Genomic DNA, 16,461 nt, shown 5'->3' on the forward strand with positions numbered 1-16,461 from the left:
GTTCGGCGCGAACGCGTCCCATTGGTTTCGCGCCTGTACTCAACGAAGGAAACTCCGTTATGAAAGCCATTCGCTGCGCACTGGTTGCGCTGATGATCGCGGGCGGGCTCGTCGCCGCGCCCGTGTCGTTTGCGAAACCGCCCGTGATGCCAGCCACGCCGCCGGCCGTTGCCGTCGGTCCGCAGTACGACACCACGCATGTCTACGTCGCGCCCGAAGACTTCGACCGCTTCACGGACAGCTTCGTCGCGACCTTCGGCGGCAGCAAGTCGAAGCAGGGCGTATTCCAGGTCACGCCCACGCCCAGCCAGACCATGTCGCAACTCGTCTTCACGCCCTCGGGCACGATCTCCGTGTTTGGCTTCAAGACGCCGATTCCGTATCCGTTCGGCGCGGAGCGCACCGGCTATCTCGTGACCGACATGGATGCGGCGGTCAAGTCGGCACGCGCGCTCGGCGCGGACGTGATCGTCGACACCTTTCCCGATCCGATTGGCCGCGACGTCATCGTGACCTGGCCGGGCGGCCTCAACATGCAGCTGTACTGGCATAACCGGGTTCCGCACTACGACGCGCTGCAGACGGTTCCCGAGAATCGGGTCTACGTTTCGCCGCAAAGCCTCAACAAGCTCGTGCACGATTTCGTGAAGTTCTCGCACGGCAAGGTGGTGTCCGACGAGGCGAAGGCGCCCGGTATCGAGATCGGCCGGCCTGACGAGACGTATCGCCGCGTTCGTATCGAGTCGGGCTTCGGCAAGATGACCGTGCTTGCGACCGACGGCCATCTGCCGTACCCGTTCGGCCGCGAAACGACCGGCTATGAAGTGGCCAATCTCGACGCCACGCTGGAGAAGGCCAAAGCCGCGGGCGTGACGGTGCTCGTGCCGCCGTTCACGGCAGACGGGCGCCATGCCGCGATCGTCCAGTTCCCGGGCGGCTACATCGCCGAAATCCACGCCGACGCAGCGAAATGAAGTCCGCCGACGCGCTTTTTGCCGCATTCCTTGCTGGGCTCGTGCACAAGCGCAGGGTGTTTCCGGCGTTCGTCGGCGGCTTGTTGCTGACGGGCGCGGACGCGGCGCTCGCCGATACCGTCGCGGTGCCCGCTAACGCAACGGCCGCCGCTGCCGCCGCTGGGGGAAGCGCCGCCACGCAGGTTGCTGCATGCAGCGCCAAACGCCCGGTCGTCATGTTCAATCGCTGGCAGGAAGACTGGTCGGTGCTCGCGAACCCCTGTGTGCCGCGCGAGCCGCTCGATGCGCTCAAGTACATGCCGTTGCCGGGCATACCGTCTTCCTGGCTCTCGCTCGGCGTCAATCTGCGCGAGCGCATGGAAACCAACAACGCACGGCTCTTCGGCGTCGGCAAGGCGCAGTCGGACACGTATCTGATTCAGCGCGTGGAAGTGCATGCCGACGCACGCGTCGGCGAGCACTGGCAGTTCTTCGCGCAACTGGAGGACGCACGCGCATGGGCCAAGGATTCCGTCACGCCGGTAGACAAGAACCCGCTCGATCTCGAGCAGGCGTTCGCTACCTACACCGGCGCGCTGGGCGGCGGCATCTTCAAGTTTCGTGTGGGCCGGCAGGAGATGGCGTTCGACTTGCAGCGTTTCATTTCCGTGCGCGACGGCCCGAACGTGCGGCAGGCGTTCGACGCCGTGTGGGCCGACTACGAATACCAGAAGTGGCGATTCATTGCCTACGCGACGCAACCGGTTCAATACCGCGACGCCACCGCGTTCGACGACGTATCGAACCGCGACCTCACGTTCAGCGGCGTGCGTTTCGAGCGCCAGTCGGTAGGACCGGGCGACCTTTCCGGCTACTGGTCGCGCTACAACCGCAGCAACGCCCGGTTTCTGGATGCAGCCGGCGCGGAGCGTCGCGACGTCTGGGACCTGCGGTACACGGGCACGCACGGCCGCTTCGACTGGGACGTGGAAGGCATGCTGCAGACGGGGACGGTGGGCAACAGCACGATCGGGGCGTGGGCGATCGGCTCGATCGCCGGGTACAAGCTCGACCTGCCGTGGTCGCCTCGTATCGGCCTGCAGATCGATGCGGCGTCGGGTGACCGGCACCCGCACGATGGCCGCGTGGAGACGTTCAATCCGCTGTTTCCGAACGGCTATTACTTCACGCTTGCGAGCTACACCGGTTACTCGAACCTGATCCACGTGAAGCCCTCCATTACGGTGAAGCCGACAGCGAACCTCGCGCTGCTGGGCGCGCTCGGTTTCCAGTGGCGCGCGACGACGGGCGATGCCGTGTACCAGCAAGGCAGCCAGGTGGTGCCCGGCACCGCGGGTAAAGGCAGCCTGTGGACGGGCATGTACGTGCAGCTGCGCGCGGACTGGACGATGGCGGCCAACCTGATCGGCTCCATCGAAGCCGTGCATTTCCAGGTGGGCAACACGATACGCGAGGCAGGCGGGCGCAACGCCGACTACGCGGGCGTCGAACTCAAATACGGGTGGTAGGACTCGCGGGTGCTTGCGGCGAGGGAATGGAGCCGCATGGATCGTCTTCGATCTGCCGCCCGCGACAGCGCGTCTTTCATGTCGACCGATCAAGCCAGGCGCTCATGAAGCAAGGGGCATTCGGTGTCCGATGTGTCGGACTGCCCGCCCCTCATTCACGCCTGCCGACAACCTCGCGATCGCGAGCGGAGCGTTTGCCCGCGTGCCTTTCGCGCTGGTTTAAGCAATCACTGTAAAGACGTCGGGGAAGCGGCCGATAACCAGGTGGGGCCGTGTCGCGTCGATGCACGGAACTCTTACAGAACGTAATAAAGGTCTCCGTCACGATGCTTCGAACCCACATCTCCATCAATGGCCGCCTGGTTGCGGCCATGTCCTTCTTAGGCGTCCTGCTGGTCATTATTGGCGCCCTCGGCATTGCCGGCATGGTCACGAGTAACAACGCGAACCGGCGCACCTATTCCGAGCAGTTGCCCAAGTCCATTGCAGTTGGCGAGATGACCATCATGGTGGGCCGGCAACGCACGTCGCTCGACCGTGCGGCGATCAATCCCGGCTCCGAAGATGCGCTGAACATGTACAAGAAGGATGACGAGGTCAAAGCCGCGGCGGCCGCGGCGTGGAACCAGTATCTTTCGCTGCCGCGCGACGCTGAAGAAGACCGGCTTGCCGCAGGCGTGACCAGCCAGTACGAACAGACCGAAGCCGAACTCGCACGTTTTCGCGAAGCGACGAAGAGCGGCGACCGCGACCAGATCCTCAAGCTGATGTTCAGCGTGGGCAAGATCTACACGAGCATGCAGGAAGCCGCGAACGCATTGAAGCGCTACCAGTTCAACCAGTCGAAGGAAGAGTACGAAGCAACGGAGCGTCAATACCAGCTGTTCCTTGCGGGCAGCATTGCGGCGATCGTCGCAGGCCTCGCGGCCGCGGTCGGCGGCTGGTACTTCCTGCGCAAGGCAATCCTCGTGCCGGTCAACGATGCCGTGGCGCACTTCGGCGAGATCGCGCAGGGCAACCTGGGCCGCCGGATCGAAGCGCGTTCGCACGACGAGATGGGGCGCATGCTCGAAGGGCTGGCTGAAATGCAGTCGAGCTTGAGGCGCACTGTTCGCACGCTGAGCGAAGGCAGTAACGCCATCGCGACGGCGACGCGCCAGATCTCGGCCGGCAACGCCGATCTGTCGGCACGCACCGAGTCTCAGGCCGCGGCGCTGCAGGAAACCGCATCGAGCACCGAGCAGTTGTCGAGCACCGTGCAGCAGAACGCCGACAACGTGCGGCGGGCGAGCGAGCTGTCGTCTTCCGCATCGGATATCGCACGGCGCGGCCATGACGTCGTGGCGCGCGTCGTGAACACGATGGGCGCGATCAGCCAGAGCTCGACAGCCGTTGCAGAGATCACATCGATCATCGAGGGCATTGCCTTCCAGACCAACATTCTCGCGCTCAACGCGGCAGTGGAAGCGGCGCGCGCAGGCGAGCAGGGGCGCGGTTTCGCGGTGGTGGCGAGCGAGGTCCGCTCGCTCGCGCAGCGCTCGTCTTCGGCCGCGAAGGAAATTCGCGACCTGATCGCCAACTCCACTTCGCGCATCGACGAAGGCGCGAAGCTCGTGAACGAGGCCGGCGACACGATGAGCGACCTGATCGACGCTGTCTCGCGCGCGAACGCGATCATGAGCGAAATCTCGGCGGCGACCCAGGAGCAAAGCCACGGGCTGAGCCAGGTGAGCGTCGCGGTGAACGACATGGACCACGCGACGCAACAGAACGCCGCGCTCGTGGAAGAGGCGGCGGCCGCCGCACGCTCGCTCGAAGACCAGGCGCGCACGCTCGCGGACGCGGCGGCACAGTTCACTCTCGGCGAGCACGTTGCCTGAAGGGCGGCATGTCTTGCCTTGCCGCTCGATGCCGCCGACGTTCTCGCGCATGGGCGGCCTTGAAGGTCGCCCGAGGATGGTTTGAACGCGGCGTGTGCGCGACCGGCGACCTGCTTCAATGAGGCAGGGCCGGTGCAACGCGCGCGCCTGTTGCCGGCCATCTTGCGATGCTTCGCTCTCCTTGCGTCAGCCTGTCGATGCACAGGCTGATACGCAGTCCGGGGCACTTCACAACAACCCACGAGAAGACCGATGTCAAATAAACCGGAACCGCGCCGTCGCTTCCTGCGACAGGTGTTGGCCATCGTGCCCGCCGCCACTGTCGCGTCGGGCGCCACGCTTACGCAAAGCGCCTGCAGCAACGCCGCTTCTTCCTCCGCTACCGAGGGCGCAGCGTATCGACCTGCCTATTTCACCGACGCGGAATGGACCTTCCTGCACGCCGCAGTGGACCGGCTGATTCCCGAGGACGAACACGGTCCCGGTGCCCTCAAGGCCGGCGTGCCCGAATACATCGACCGGCAGATGGAGACGCCGTACGGCCACGGCAAGCTCTGGTACATGCAGGGGCCGTTCCATCCCGACGTAGCGCCCGAGATGGGCTACCAGATCAATTTCGCGCCGCGCGACATCTACCGCCACGGCATCGAAGCCTGCGAGAAGCACTGCAAGAAGCAGTACGGCAAGACGTTCGCGCAGCTCGATGCGAAGACCCAGGAGCAGGTGCTGCACGAACTCGAGCACGCGAAGATCGCGTTCGAGACGGTGCCGGCGCGCACCTTCTTTTCGTTCCTGCTTGGCAATACGAAGGAAGGATTCCTCTCCGATCCCATCTACGGCGGCAACAAGGACATGGCCGGCTGGAAGATGGTCGGGTTTCCCGGCGCACGCGCGGACTTCATGGACTGGATCGATCAGCCGGGTGCGAAATATCCGTACGGTCCGGTGTCGATCGACGGTAAGCGGGGGTAAGACGTGACAATCAAAAAGAACAAGGTGGACTGCGTCATCGTGGGGTTCGGCTGGACCGGCGCGATCCTCGCACAGGAACTCACCGATGCGGGGCTCAACGTCGTCGCGCTCGAACGCGGCGCGATGCGCGATACGCCCACCGACGCGAACTATCCGCGGGTGGCCGACGAACTCAAGTACGCCGTACGCGGCGCGCTCTTCCAGGATCTATCGGGCGAGACCGTGACCATTCGCCATGGCGTGGACGATCTCGCGGTGCCGTACCGCCAGCACGGCTCGTTTCTGCTCGGCAACGGCGTGGGCGGCGCGGGGTTTCACTGGAACGGCATGCATTACCGGATGCTGCCCGAGGAACTGCAGCTGCGCACGCGCTATGAAGAGCGCTACGGCAAGAAGTTCATTCCGGAGAGCATGCAGGTGCAGGACTTCGGCGTGACCTACGACGAGATGGAGCCGTTCTTCGATTTCGCGGAGAAGGTGTTCGGCACGTCGGGCAAGGCCGGCAATCTGAATGGCGAGATCCAGGCGGGCGGCAATCCGCTCGAAGGCCGGCGAACCGGCGAGTTTCCCACGCCGCCGCTCACGAACGGCCTCGGTGCGACGCTGTTCGAAAAGGCCGCGCGCGAAGCGGGTTTTCATCCGTACCCGGCGCCCGCCGCGAATGCATCGACGCCGTACACGAACCCGTACGGCGTGCGCCTCGGGCCGTGCAACTTCTGCGGCTTCTGCGAAGACTTCGGTTGCTACATGTACTCGAAGGCCTCGCCGCAGACCACGATCATGCCCGTGCTGCTCAAGAAGCCCCATTTCGAGCTGCGCACGAAATCGTACGTCACGAAAGTGCTGCTTTCGCCGGACAGAAAGCGTGCAACCGGCGTGACGTACATCGATGCGCAGGGCCGCGAAGTGGAGCAACCGGCCGACATGGTGATCGTGGCCGCGTTCCAGATGCATAACGTGCGGCTACTGCTGCTCTCGGGTATCGGCAAGCCGTACGACCCGAAGACGGGCGAAGGCGTGGTAGGACGCAACTACGCGTACCAGATGAACGGCGGCATCAATGTGCTGCTGCCCAAGGGGACGCAGCTCAATCCGTTCATCGGCACGGGCGCGGGCGGCGTAGGCATGGACGACTTCAACGGCGACCAGTTCGATCACGGACCGCTCGGCTTCGTGGGCGGCGCGAGCATCCGCCACATTCGCACCGGGGGCAGACCGATCAAGCAGGCGGCCACCGTGCCCGGCACACCCACGTGGGGCAGCGGCTGGAAGGCCGGCATCACGGACGCGTACCAGCGCTACATGACGATCGGCATTTCCGGTTCGGTGATGCCGTATCGCGACGCGTACCTGGATCTCGATCCGACCTATCGCGATGCGCACGGTTTGCCGCTCTTGCGCATGACGTTCGACTGGCACGACAACGAATACGCGATGCTCGACTACATCGGCACGCGCATGGAGGACGTGGCGAAAGCCATGCGGCCGGAGAAGTACTTCCGGGCCATTCGCAAGAAGGGCCAGCACTACGACACGCGCGTGTATCAGTCGACGCATACGACCGGCGGTGCGGTGATGGGGGCGTCGCCTGCAACGAGCGTCGTCAACAAGTATCTGCAGAGCTGGGACGTGCCCAACGTATTCGTGATGGGCGCTTCGGCCTTTCCGCAGAACATGGGCTACAACCCGACCGGCATCGTGGCCGCGCTCGCCTACCACTCCGCGAAGGCGATCCGCGAGCAGTACCTGAAGAACCCGGCTCCGCTGGTGCAGGCATAAGGAGACGGCGATGACCCCAACCAGAATCACGTTGACCGTTCTTTCGGCGGCCGTGCTTGTTGCTGCCGGTTTTGCGGCGGTGGCATCGGCGCAGACTGCGCCGGCCGCGAGCGCCGCTCCGGCCGCCGCCGTTACGACCGCGACAGCGACAGCGAGCGCGACACCCGTTGCGGCGAGCGCAGATGCGGCACTGATCGAGAAAGGCCGTTACCTCGCCGCCGCGGCCGATTGCATCGCGTGCCACACCGCGAAGGGCGGCAAGCCGTTCGCGGGCGGCCTCGGCATCGCGTCGCCTGTCGGCACGATCTACTCGACCAACATCACGCCCGATGCGGCATCCGGCATCGGGCGCTACACGCTGGAAGAGTTCGATCGCGCGTTGCGGCACGGCATGGCGAAAGACGGCACGTCGCTCTATCCGGCGATGCCTTACGTGTCGTACGCGAAGGTCAAGCCGACCGACGTGAAGGCGCTATACGCCTACCTCATGCACGGCGTCGAGCCGGTTTCGCAGGGCAATCGCGCGTCGGACATTCCGTGGCCGCTGTCGATGCGCTGGCCGCTGCGTTTCTGGCGTATGGCGTTCGCACCGGATACCGTCGCCGACGACGCCCCGCTGCCGAACGACCCTGTTGCGCGTGGTCGCTATCTCGTGGAAGGGCTCGCGCATTGCGGCGCATGCCACACGCCGCGCGGCTTCGCGCTGCAGGAAACGGCGCTCAACGACGACGGCAAGACGTTCCTGTCAGGCGGCGTTGTGGACGGCTATCTGGCGAAGAGCCTGCGCGGCGATGCGAAGGATGGGCTCGCGAGCTGGAGCGCGGCCGATATCGTCGCGTTCCTGAAGAGCGGGCGCACCGCGCATTCGGCGGCATTCGGCGGCATGACGGAGGTGGTCGAGAACAGCACGCAGCACATGAGCGATCAGGATCTGGCGTCGATCGCGGCGTATCTCAAGACCCTCGCACCGGCCGATGCGTCGGGCCGTGCGCTCACGGCCGATCCGGCCGCCGCCAGGGCGTTGCGCGCCGGCACCGACCGCAGCAACGGCGCGCTGACCTTCATCGACAACTGCGCGGCCTGTCATCGCACGGACGGCCGCGGCTACGGCGGCACGTTCCCGTCGCTCGCGCTGTCGACGGTGGTCAACACGAACGATCCGACTTCGCTGATCCACCTCGTGTTGCAAGGCGGTGCAATGCCATGGACGAAGGCCGGCCCCGCACACTACGCGATGCCGGGTTTCGCGCAGCGGCTGACGGATCGCGACGTGGCCGACGTGCTGACGTTCGTGCGCTCGAGTTGGGGTAACCGCGCGTCGGCCGTGACGGCGGCGCAAGTGGCGAAGGTGCGCAAGACGTCCGATGCGTCCGCGCAGCCCGTTCGCGCGGAGAATGAATAACGGGCGACGTATTGACAGTGCAGTGCCGGGATCGGCGTGCGGCTCACCACGGTCCTCCGCACGCCGACGTCCGGCAGGGCGCGAATCGTGACTTGCACGCCTCACGTGTCGCGTACCTGGACGGACGCATTGCGCGGACCCCGTGGGCCGGCTCGACTTTGGGCGCCCACGGATACGCCTCGTCTTCGGTGCATCAAAGTGCCGGATGAAGGTCTCGCACAACGCTCACGCTTTCCAGTAGCGAGGCAAGGTGCAGGATGGTGGATTCGGCGAGCCAGCTGCCGACCAGCTGCACATTGATGGGTAGCCCCTCCTTGCTCGTTCCGAATCGCATGGAGAGGCCGGGCAAGCCGGTGATGTTGAGCGGTACGGTTGCGCCCTGAAGGAAGGTCGCATCGACCGATCTTCCATTGATGACGAAGGTATCGGCACCATGCCTGTGTGCCGGAATCGGCAGGACGGGCGTAAGCAGTGCATCGTATTCCTGGAAGCAGGCTGCAAACCCGTCGCGCAACCGTTCAGCCGCCTGCTCGGCGTCTATGTAGTCCTTCATGGACGTCTCGGGAAGGGCGCGCATGGTCTTCGCCATCTTGTACAGCTCGTCTTCGCTATGACCGGCCGTCACTTGCGCGAATGCGGGTTTCATCTCCATGACGTGCAGGCGATTGAAGACATCCAGAGCGAAGTCGCGCTCGAGCGCGGCAATTCGCACGGGCGCCACATCGACACCGTTGCTCTGCAGCGCGTCTGCGGCTGCCTTGACCGTGGCGGCAACTTCCGGGTCAATGGGCCCGAACCCCGGTTCCACGAGCCAGCCCACGCGCAGCGGACGATGCGGCGAGCGCCCTGCGCCGGCGTCGAAGTTCGCGGTGCTCGACGCGTATGCGTCGAGCCCATCGGGTCCAGTGAGCAGGGAGAAAGCGAGCGCGAGGTCGCGGATACTCCGGGCCATCGGTCCGACGTGCCAGAAGCGGCGCGGCGCACGCGGGAAAATGCCTGTCATCGGAACGCGCCCGTGCGTCGCTTTGAGCGAAACAATGCCCGTTTGCGCGGCCGGGCCACGCACGGAAATGGCGAGATCGGTGCCGAGGCCCAGCGGCGACATGCCCGCCGCGATGGCCGCCGCCTCGCCGCCGCTCGATCCTCCCGGCGTGCGCTCCAGATCCCATGGGTTGTTTGAACGCCCGCTGAGCAGATTGTCGCTTTCTATCCAGTACGAAAACTCCGGCAGATTCGTCTTTGCCAGCAAAATCCCGCCCGCCTTTTTCAGCCGGGCGACGCTCGTCGCATCGGTGTCCGGCACGCGCCCCCTGAAAATGGGCGACCCGCGTTGGGTCAGAACACCGGCGGTGTCGATGGAGTCTTTGGCCGTGAAGGGAACGCCGTGCAACGGGCCGAGCGTCTCGCCGGCCATGACGGCCGCTTCTGCTTGCCTCGCTGCCTTGAGCGCGTCGTCGGCAACGGTGACGATGGCATTGACCTTTGGGTCGACAGCCTCGATGCGTTCGAGATGGGCCTGCATGACTTCGACCGGGGAGATCTGGCGGGTGCGGATCAGTTCTGCCAGCCGGGTGGCGTCCTGAAAGACGATGTCGGAACTCACAAATGAACTCACAAATGACCTCACGAAATTGAAGACGATTGAAGACGGGAAGAGACGATGAAAGACCGCGCTGATTTTCTACCTAACGATAGTTAGGTTTACCATAGGCGCTATAATTCTGGCCGTCAACAAGTTCTCTCTTCAAGGACGCGGCCAGTGAAGAATGCAGAAGGCACCAACTCCAGCGACAAGATTCTGATGGCCGCAACGAAGATCGCGCAGGCGCATGGTTACGGCGGGCTCAATATCCGCGATCTCGCGCAGGCTGTCGGCATCAAGGCCGCAAGCATCTACCATCACTTTCCGAGCAAGGCCGATCTTGCGGCCGCTGTAGCGAAGCGCTACTGGGAGAACTCAGCCGCGGCGCTGGAGGCAATGTGGCTGGACTCGCCGGAGCCCGCGCGCTGGTTGCGACGGTATCCGGCCACCTTTCGCAAGTCCCTTGAGAGCGAAAACCGGATGTGCCTGTCCAGTTTCATGGCGGCCGAGTACGACGATTTGCCGGACGTGGTCAAGACCGAGATTCAGAAATTCGCGGACGTGAACGTGGCCTGGCTCAGCAAAGTTTTGTCTGCCGCGGGCCATCTCAGTAACAGGGAGTCTGAAAGGCGGGCCCGCGCGATCTATGCGGCAGTGGCCGGCGCGCAGTTGATGGCGCGCGGCCGTTCGGACATATCGCTCTTTGATTCGCTGATCAAGACTTACCGCGAATCGGGGCTCCTGCCCGGTTGAGCCGTCTGTGAAGGCTTGGTCGTACACGAGCGATTGAATAGGGTCGCGTCCACGCATTTCAAATGAAAGCGATGAAAGCGCCGCGCTTCACGCGAACCAACGACACCCCAAACGCAGGACCTTGTGTATCTGGTGGTGCCCTTTCTCTGGCATTGCGCGTGGACTACAGTGCCCCGCCAGGCGCCATACAGATGGATTTCAGTCTGTCTGATACAGGTGTTTTCAGCCGGAATTCAGGACTTTTTCACGATGTCCTCCTACCTTGATACGTGTGGTACACCCGCGCCGCGCCGTTTCCGCGCGCGGCTGTGGGTGCCGGCGTCGCGACCGTGATCGTGGTTTTCCCCATCCGGTCGAGCCCTTTCAACTGTGAAAAGGAGTCAAGCATGGCCAGCACTACCATTGCCGCCTACCTTGCCGCGACACTCGCCGCCGCGGGTGTCGAACGAATCTGGGGCGTGACCGGCGATAGTTTGAATGGGCTCGCCTACAGCCTCGATCAGGTCGGCTCGATCCGCTGGATGCACACTCGCCACGAAGAGGCGGCCGCCTTTGCCGCCGGTGCGGACGCGGCCTCGACCGGACGCCTCGCGGTGTGCGCAGGCAGTTGCGGCCCGGGCAACCTGCATCTGATCAACGGCCTTTTCGACTGTCATCGCAACCAGCAGCCGGTGCTGGCCATTGCCGCGCACATTCCGTCGACCGAAATCGGCCTGGGCTATTTTCAGGAAACGCACCCCCAGGAACTGTTCAAGGAGTGCAGCCATTACGTGGAGGTGGTGTCGTCTGCCGCGCAATTTCCTCGCGTGCTCGCGCGTGCGATGCGCACGGCCGTCGAGGAACGCGGCGTGTCGGTGATCGTGCTGCCGGGCGATGTGGCGCTGAGCGAAGGTCCCACCGAAGTGCCGTCCTGGACGGAAAGCGCGCCGCCGCGGATTCTGCCGGCCGAAGCGGATCTCGATCGCCTCGCCGCCATGCTGAATGCTTCCGACGCGGTCACGATCATGTGCGGCAGCGGCACGCAGGGCGCGCACGACGAAGTCGTCGCGCTTGCCGATGCGCTCGGCGCACCGGTGGTCCACGCGCTGCGCGGCAAGCCGTTCGTCGAGTACGACAATCCCTACGACGTCGGCATGACCGGCCTGATCGGCTTTAGCTCGGGCTATCACGCAATGATGTCGTGCGACACGCTGCTGCTGCTCGGGTGCGACTTTCCCTATCGCGCGTTCTATCCGGCGAACGCGAAGATCATCCAGATCGACTGGAAGGGCTCGCAGCTCGGGCATCGCGCGCCCCTCTCGCTCGGGCTGGTGGGCACGGTGAAGGAAACCGTCGCCGCGACGTTGCCGAGGTTGCAACGCAAGACGGACCGCAGTTTCGTCGACAACGCGCGCAAGCACTATGCGTCCGCCCGCAAGGGCCTGGACGATCTGGCGACACCGGCCGGTCCTGGCCGTCCTGTCCATCCGCAGTATCTGGCGAAGATGATCGACGAGGCCGCCAGCCACGATGCGATCTTCACCGCGGACGTCGGCACGCCAACCCTTTGGGCGGCGCGCTATCTGACGATGAACGGCAAGCGTCAGTTGCACGGCTCGTTCAATCACGGGTCCATGGCCAACGCGATGCCGCAGGCCCTCGGTGCGCAAGCCGCGCATCCCGGACGGCAGGTCGTGTCGCTATCGGGCGATGGCGGTTTGTCGATGCTGCTCGGCGATCTGCTTACCGCCCGGCAGCTCGATTTGCCGATCAAGGTGGTGGTGTTCAACAACAGCCTGCTCGGCTTTGTTTCGATGGAATTGAAGGCGGCCGGTTATCTCGATACCAATGTCGATCTCAGTAAAACCGACTTTGCGGCCATTGCGAAAGGCGCCGGCATTTTCGGCATTCGCGTAGAGGAGTCGGAAGACGTGGCGGGCGCGCTGAAGCAGGCGTTCAGCCATCCTGGTCCGGCGCTTGTCGATGTGGTCACGTCGAAACACGAACTCGCGATGCCGCCCACGATTGAACTCGCCCAGGCGAAGGGCTTCAGTCTCTACATGATGCGTGCCATTCTCAACGGGCGCGGCGACGAGATCGTCGAGCTCGTGCGTACCAACCTGCGTTAGCCGCACGCCCGGGTTCGCCGCGCGGCGCGGGAACCCGGCAGGCCCGTTTCACGACTGCCCGCTCGCGCGACGCAGCGGACGGAAGAAGGCGCGGATATCTTCGACCAGCAGCTCGGGTTGCTCCAGCGCTGCGAAGTGGCCGCCGCGTGGCATGGGTGTCCATCGTTGCACGTCGAAGACGCGTTCGACCCAGGAACGCGGCGGTGTCGGTAACTCGTGGGGAAATAGCGCGACGCCTAGCGGCGTGGCTACCCGTTCGTTCGGACCGAAAGCGAGCGGGCGTAGCCGGTTTTCCCTGTAAATGCGAAACGACGCGTCGAGCATGTGGCCGAACCAGTAAAGGGAAATATCGGTCAGCAACTGGTCCATCGTGAAGACGCGCTCGACATCGCCGTCGCAATCGCTCCAGCTGCGAAACTTCTCGACGATCCAGGCGGCAAGCCCCACGGGCGAATCAGTCATCGCGTACGACAGGGTTTGGGGTTTGGTGCTTTGCACAGCCGCATACGCGCCTTCTGCGGCTGACCAGGCCGCAGCCGTGTCGAGAAACGCCTGCTCGTCCGCGCTCACCGGCGGAACGTTGCCGGTGAGCGATGGCCGGAAGCTGCCGGGAATGTAGTTGAGATGGGCGCCGATGATCTGCTCGGGAAACCGGCGCGCCAACCACATCGAGACGCCGGCTCCGATGTCTCCGCCTTGCGTCGCGAAGCGATCGAAACCGAGCCCGTTCATCAGCCTCAGCCACAGCCCGGCGACATGATGAGCGCTGACGCCGGGGCCTGCCGCAGCCGCGGAAAAACCGAAGCCCGGCAACGAAGGGACGACCACATGGAACGCGTCGGCCGCATCGCCGCCATGCGATGCGGGGTCTGTCAGCAGCGGGATCACGCGTTCCATCTCGACGAAGGAGCCCGGCCACCCATGCGTCAGGACGAGCGGCATAGGTGCGGGCCCTTTGCCGGTCTGGTAGACGAAGTGAATGTCGTGTCCTTCAACCGTCGCCTGGAACTGAGGGAGGCGGTTGAGCCGCGCTTCCTGCGCACGCCAGTCGAATTGATGCAGCCAGTAGTCTGCCAGGCGCCGGACAAAGGCGAGGCTCGCACCGTCGTCCCACTGGTCTGCATCCAGCGCGGCAGGAAAGCGCGTGTTACGCAGACGCAGCTTCAGGTCTGCAATCTGGCCGTCCGGAACGTTGATCTTGAAGTCTCGCAGGTCCATGCTCGCGTCCCGCTTTCAAGGAGAGTGACACCCGCCGGGGCCGGTTGTCCTGGCGTCCAGGCGCCGGTGAGGCGCCTGGACATGGGCTCATGGCACATCGTGCCCCTGCCGTTTGCGCGGCCTGAGCCCGAGCTGCATCGTGCGCGTCACTTGCGCTTGAGCAGCGAAACGTCGCGCACGGCGCCGCGGTCGGCGGACGTCACCAGCGCGGCATAGGCCTGCAACGACTGCGATACGACGCGCTCGCGATGAGCCGGCAGCCACGCTTTGTCGCCGCGTGCATCCATGGCGGCACGGCGGCGCGCCAATTCATCGTCTGCGACCGCCAGATGGATCTTGCGCTGCGGAATATCGATCTCGATGACGTCGCCCTCCTGCACGAGACCTATCGTGCCGCCGGCGGCTGCTTCCGGCGACGCGTGGCCGATCACGAGCCCTGACGAGCCGCCCGAGAAACGGCCATCGGTAAACAGCGCGCACGTCTTGCCGAGGCCTTTCGATTTCAGATACGACGTGGGGTACAGCATTTCCTGCATACCCGGGCCGCCCTGAGGACCTTCGTAGCGGATCACCACCACATCGCCCGCCACCACCTTGTCGCCGAGGATCGCTTCCACGGCATCGTCCTGGCTTTCGAACACGCGCGCGCGACCGGAGAAGACCCACTGCGATTCGTCGACCCCCGCCGTTTTGACGATGCAACCCTTCTCGGCCAGATTGCCGTACAGCACAGCGAGGCCGCCGTCCTTCGAATAAGCGTTTTGCCTGCTGCGAATACAACCGGCTTTCCGGTCCGTATCGAGTGCAGCGAAGGTGGCTTCCTGGCTGAATGCGACCGTCGTCGGAATGCCGCCAGGCGCTGCGCGATAGAACTTCTGCGCTTCTTCGCCCGCGCCGCCCAGGATGTCCCAGTTTGCGATGGCGTTACCGAGCGTGCCGCTGTGCACGTTGCCGCACGACAGGTCGAGCAGCCCGGCACGAGCGAGTTCGCCAAGAATGCCTAGGATGCCGCCCGCGCGATGGACGTCCTCGATATGGTATTTGTCGGTCGCAGGCGCGACCTTGCACAGGCACGGCACCTTGCGGGAGATGCGATCGATGTCCGACATCGTGAAGTCGACGCCGGCTTCCTGCGCTGCCGCCAGCAGGTGCAACACGGTGTTGGTGGATCCGCCCATCGCGACATCGAGCGCCATGGCGTTTTCGAACGCTTGCCTGGTGGCGATGCTGCGCGGCAGAACCGAGGTGTCGTCTTCCTGGTAGTAGCGACGGCACAGATCCACGATCAGGCGTCCCGCCTGTTCGAACAAGCCCTTACGCCATGCATGCGTGGCGACGATCGTCCCGTTGCCGGGCAACGACAGGCCGATCGCTTCTGTCAGACAGTTCATCGAGTTGGCGGTGAACATGCCGGAGCACGAGCCGCAGGTCGGGCAGGCGCTGCGCTCGACCTCGGCCACTTCGGCGTCGCTGATTTTCGGGTCGCCGGCTTTGATCATCGCGTCGATGAGGTCAATCTTGGCGATGACGTGGCCGTCTGTCGGCGACTTGACCTTGCCCGCTTCCATCGGACCGCCGGACACGAACACGACGGGAATGTTCAGGCGCATGGCGGCCATCAGCATGCCCGGCGTGATCTTGTCGCAATTGGAAATGCAGACCATGGCATCGGCGCAGTGCGCGTTGACCATGTATTCGACCGAGTCGGCGATCAACTCGCGCGAGGGCAGCGAATACAGCATGCCGCCGTGGCCCATGGCAATGCCGTCGTCCACGGCGATCGTGTTGAATTCCTTGGCTACGCCGCCGGCCGCTTCGATCTCTTTGGCGACGAGCGCGCCCAGATCGCGCAGATGGACGTGGCCCGGAACGAATTGTGTGAACGAATTGACGACGGCAATGATGGGTTTGCCGAAATCGTCGTCTTTCATGCCGGTGGCGCGCCACAAGGCACGGGCGCCGGCCATGTTGCGACCGTGCGTAGACAGGCGTGACCGATAGTTAGGCATCTGTGTCCTCTGGTGTTGCTGTTTATCAGGGTTGGAAAAAGCGCCGCCTTCAAGGAGGCGTCACGGCGGCCAGTGGCGGCCGTGCGGATAGGGTGCGCGCAGTTCGGTTGCCAATACTGCGAGAACTTGCCTGCGTCGTCCAATATATTTTGCTCGATCAATTGATTCGCCGCGCGTATGGGTAGACAAATGCTGCTCCAGCCGAGCCACGCGGCAAGACACCGTGCACCGCAAAAAATGCGTATCCTGCCGCGGGTGGGCGAAGGATTTGCCAGC

General features: G+C 64.3%; 11 protein-coding genes. 8 read left to right on the forward strand and 3 right to left on the reverse strand.

Annotation, left to right across the window (positions count from 1 at the left end; genetic code table 11):
* Nucleotides 1-59 precede the first annotated feature (59 nt).
* The 6 genes from P2869_RS22060 to P2869_RS22085 all read left to right on the forward strand — a co-directional run bounded on the left by P2869_RS22060 (nucleotide 60) and on the right by P2869_RS22085 (nucleotide 8,515).
* The gene (locus P2869_RS22060) at nucleotides 60-974 is read left to right on the forward strand and encodes a glyoxalase (RefSeq protein ID WP_277599556.1); all 915 of its coding nucleotides are present in this window, start codon (nucleotides 60-62) and stop codon (nucleotides 972-974) included.
* Nucleotides 971-2,482 (forward strand): alginate export family protein, encoded by a 1,512-nt coding sequence (locus P2869_RS22065; RefSeq protein ID WP_277599557.1) that lies wholly within the window; start codon nucleotides 971-973, stop codon nucleotides 2,480-2,482. Before P2869_RS22060 ends, P2869_RS22065 begins: the two co-directional genes overlap by 4 nt.
* Nucleotides 2,483-2,808: 326 nt before the next feature.
* On the forward strand, nucleotides 2,809-4,362 hold the full coding sequence (locus P2869_RS22070; RefSeq protein WP_126876372.1) for a methyl-accepting chemotaxis protein: 1,554 nt from the start codon (nucleotides 2,809-2,811) through the stop codon (nucleotides 4,360-4,362).
* 252 nt (nucleotides 4,363-4,614) lie between these two features.
* Entirely contained in the window at nucleotides 4,615-5,334 is a 720-nt protein-coding gene (locus tag P2869_RS22075; protein ID WP_277599558.1) for a gluconate 2-dehydrogenase subunit 3 family protein, read from the forward strand.
* A 3-nt stretch (nucleotides 5,335-5,337) separates the two neighbouring features.
* A complete protein-coding gene (locus tag P2869_RS22080) occupies nucleotides 5,338-7,113 on the forward strand; it encodes a GMC family oxidoreductase (protein WP_277599559.1) in 1,776 nt (591 codons plus the stop codon).
* Nucleotides 7,114-7,123: 10 nt separating this feature from the next.
* Nucleotides 7,124-8,515, forward strand: a complete 1,392-nt coding sequence (locus P2869_RS22085; RefSeq protein ID WP_277599560.1) for a cytochrome c — start codon at nucleotides 7,124-7,126, stop codon at nucleotides 8,513-8,515.
* A gap of 193 nt (nucleotides 8,516-8,708) precedes the next feature.
* Here P2869_RS22085 and P2869_RS22090 read toward each other — a convergent pair whose 3' ends face one another.
* Nucleotides 8,709-10,118 carry an amidase gene (locus P2869_RS22090; protein ID WP_277599561.1) on the reverse strand — a complete coding sequence of 470 codons (1,410 nt, stop codon included), beginning with the start codon at nucleotides 10,116-10,118 and terminating at the stop codon, nucleotides 8,709-8,711.
* Between the two features lie 198 nt (nucleotides 10,119-10,316).
* Here P2869_RS22090 and P2869_RS22095 point away from each other — a divergent pair, with 198 nt between their 5' ends.
* Nucleotides 10,317-10,850, forward strand: a complete 534-nt coding sequence (locus P2869_RS22095; protein WP_161978085.1) for a TetR/AcrR family transcriptional regulator — start codon at nucleotides 10,317-10,319, stop codon at nucleotides 10,848-10,850.
* Between the two features lie 386 nt (nucleotides 10,851-11,236).
* On the forward strand, nucleotides 11,237-12,958 hold the full coding sequence (poxB, locus tag P2869_RS22100) for a ubiquinone-dependent pyruvate dehydrogenase (protein WP_042303168.1): 1,722 nt from the start codon (nucleotides 11,237-11,239) through the stop codon (nucleotides 12,956-12,958).
* A 48-nt stretch (nucleotides 12,959-13,006) separates the two neighbouring features.
* On the opposite strand, the gene P2869_RS22105 is transcribed toward poxB, so the two are convergent.
* Nucleotides 13,007-14,176, reverse strand: a complete 1,170-nt coding sequence (locus tag P2869_RS22105) for an epoxide hydrolase family protein (protein WP_277599562.1) — start codon at nucleotides 14,174-14,176, stop codon at nucleotides 13,007-13,009.
* Between the two features lie 146 nt (nucleotides 14,177-14,322).
* On the reverse strand, nucleotides 14,323-16,185 hold the full coding sequence (gene ilvD / locus P2869_RS22110) for a dihydroxy-acid dehydratase (RefSeq protein WP_277599563.1): 1,863 nt from the start codon (nucleotides 16,183-16,185) through the stop codon (nucleotides 14,323-14,325).
* Between the last annotated feature and the right edge of the window lie 276 nt (nucleotides 16,186-16,461).

The organism is Paraburkholderia sp. SUR17, assembly GCF_029536165.1.
In the GTDB taxonomy this organism is placed as follows: Bacteria; Pseudomonadota; Gammaproteobacteria; order Burkholderiales; family Burkholderiaceae; genus Paraburkholderia; species Paraburkholderia kururiensis.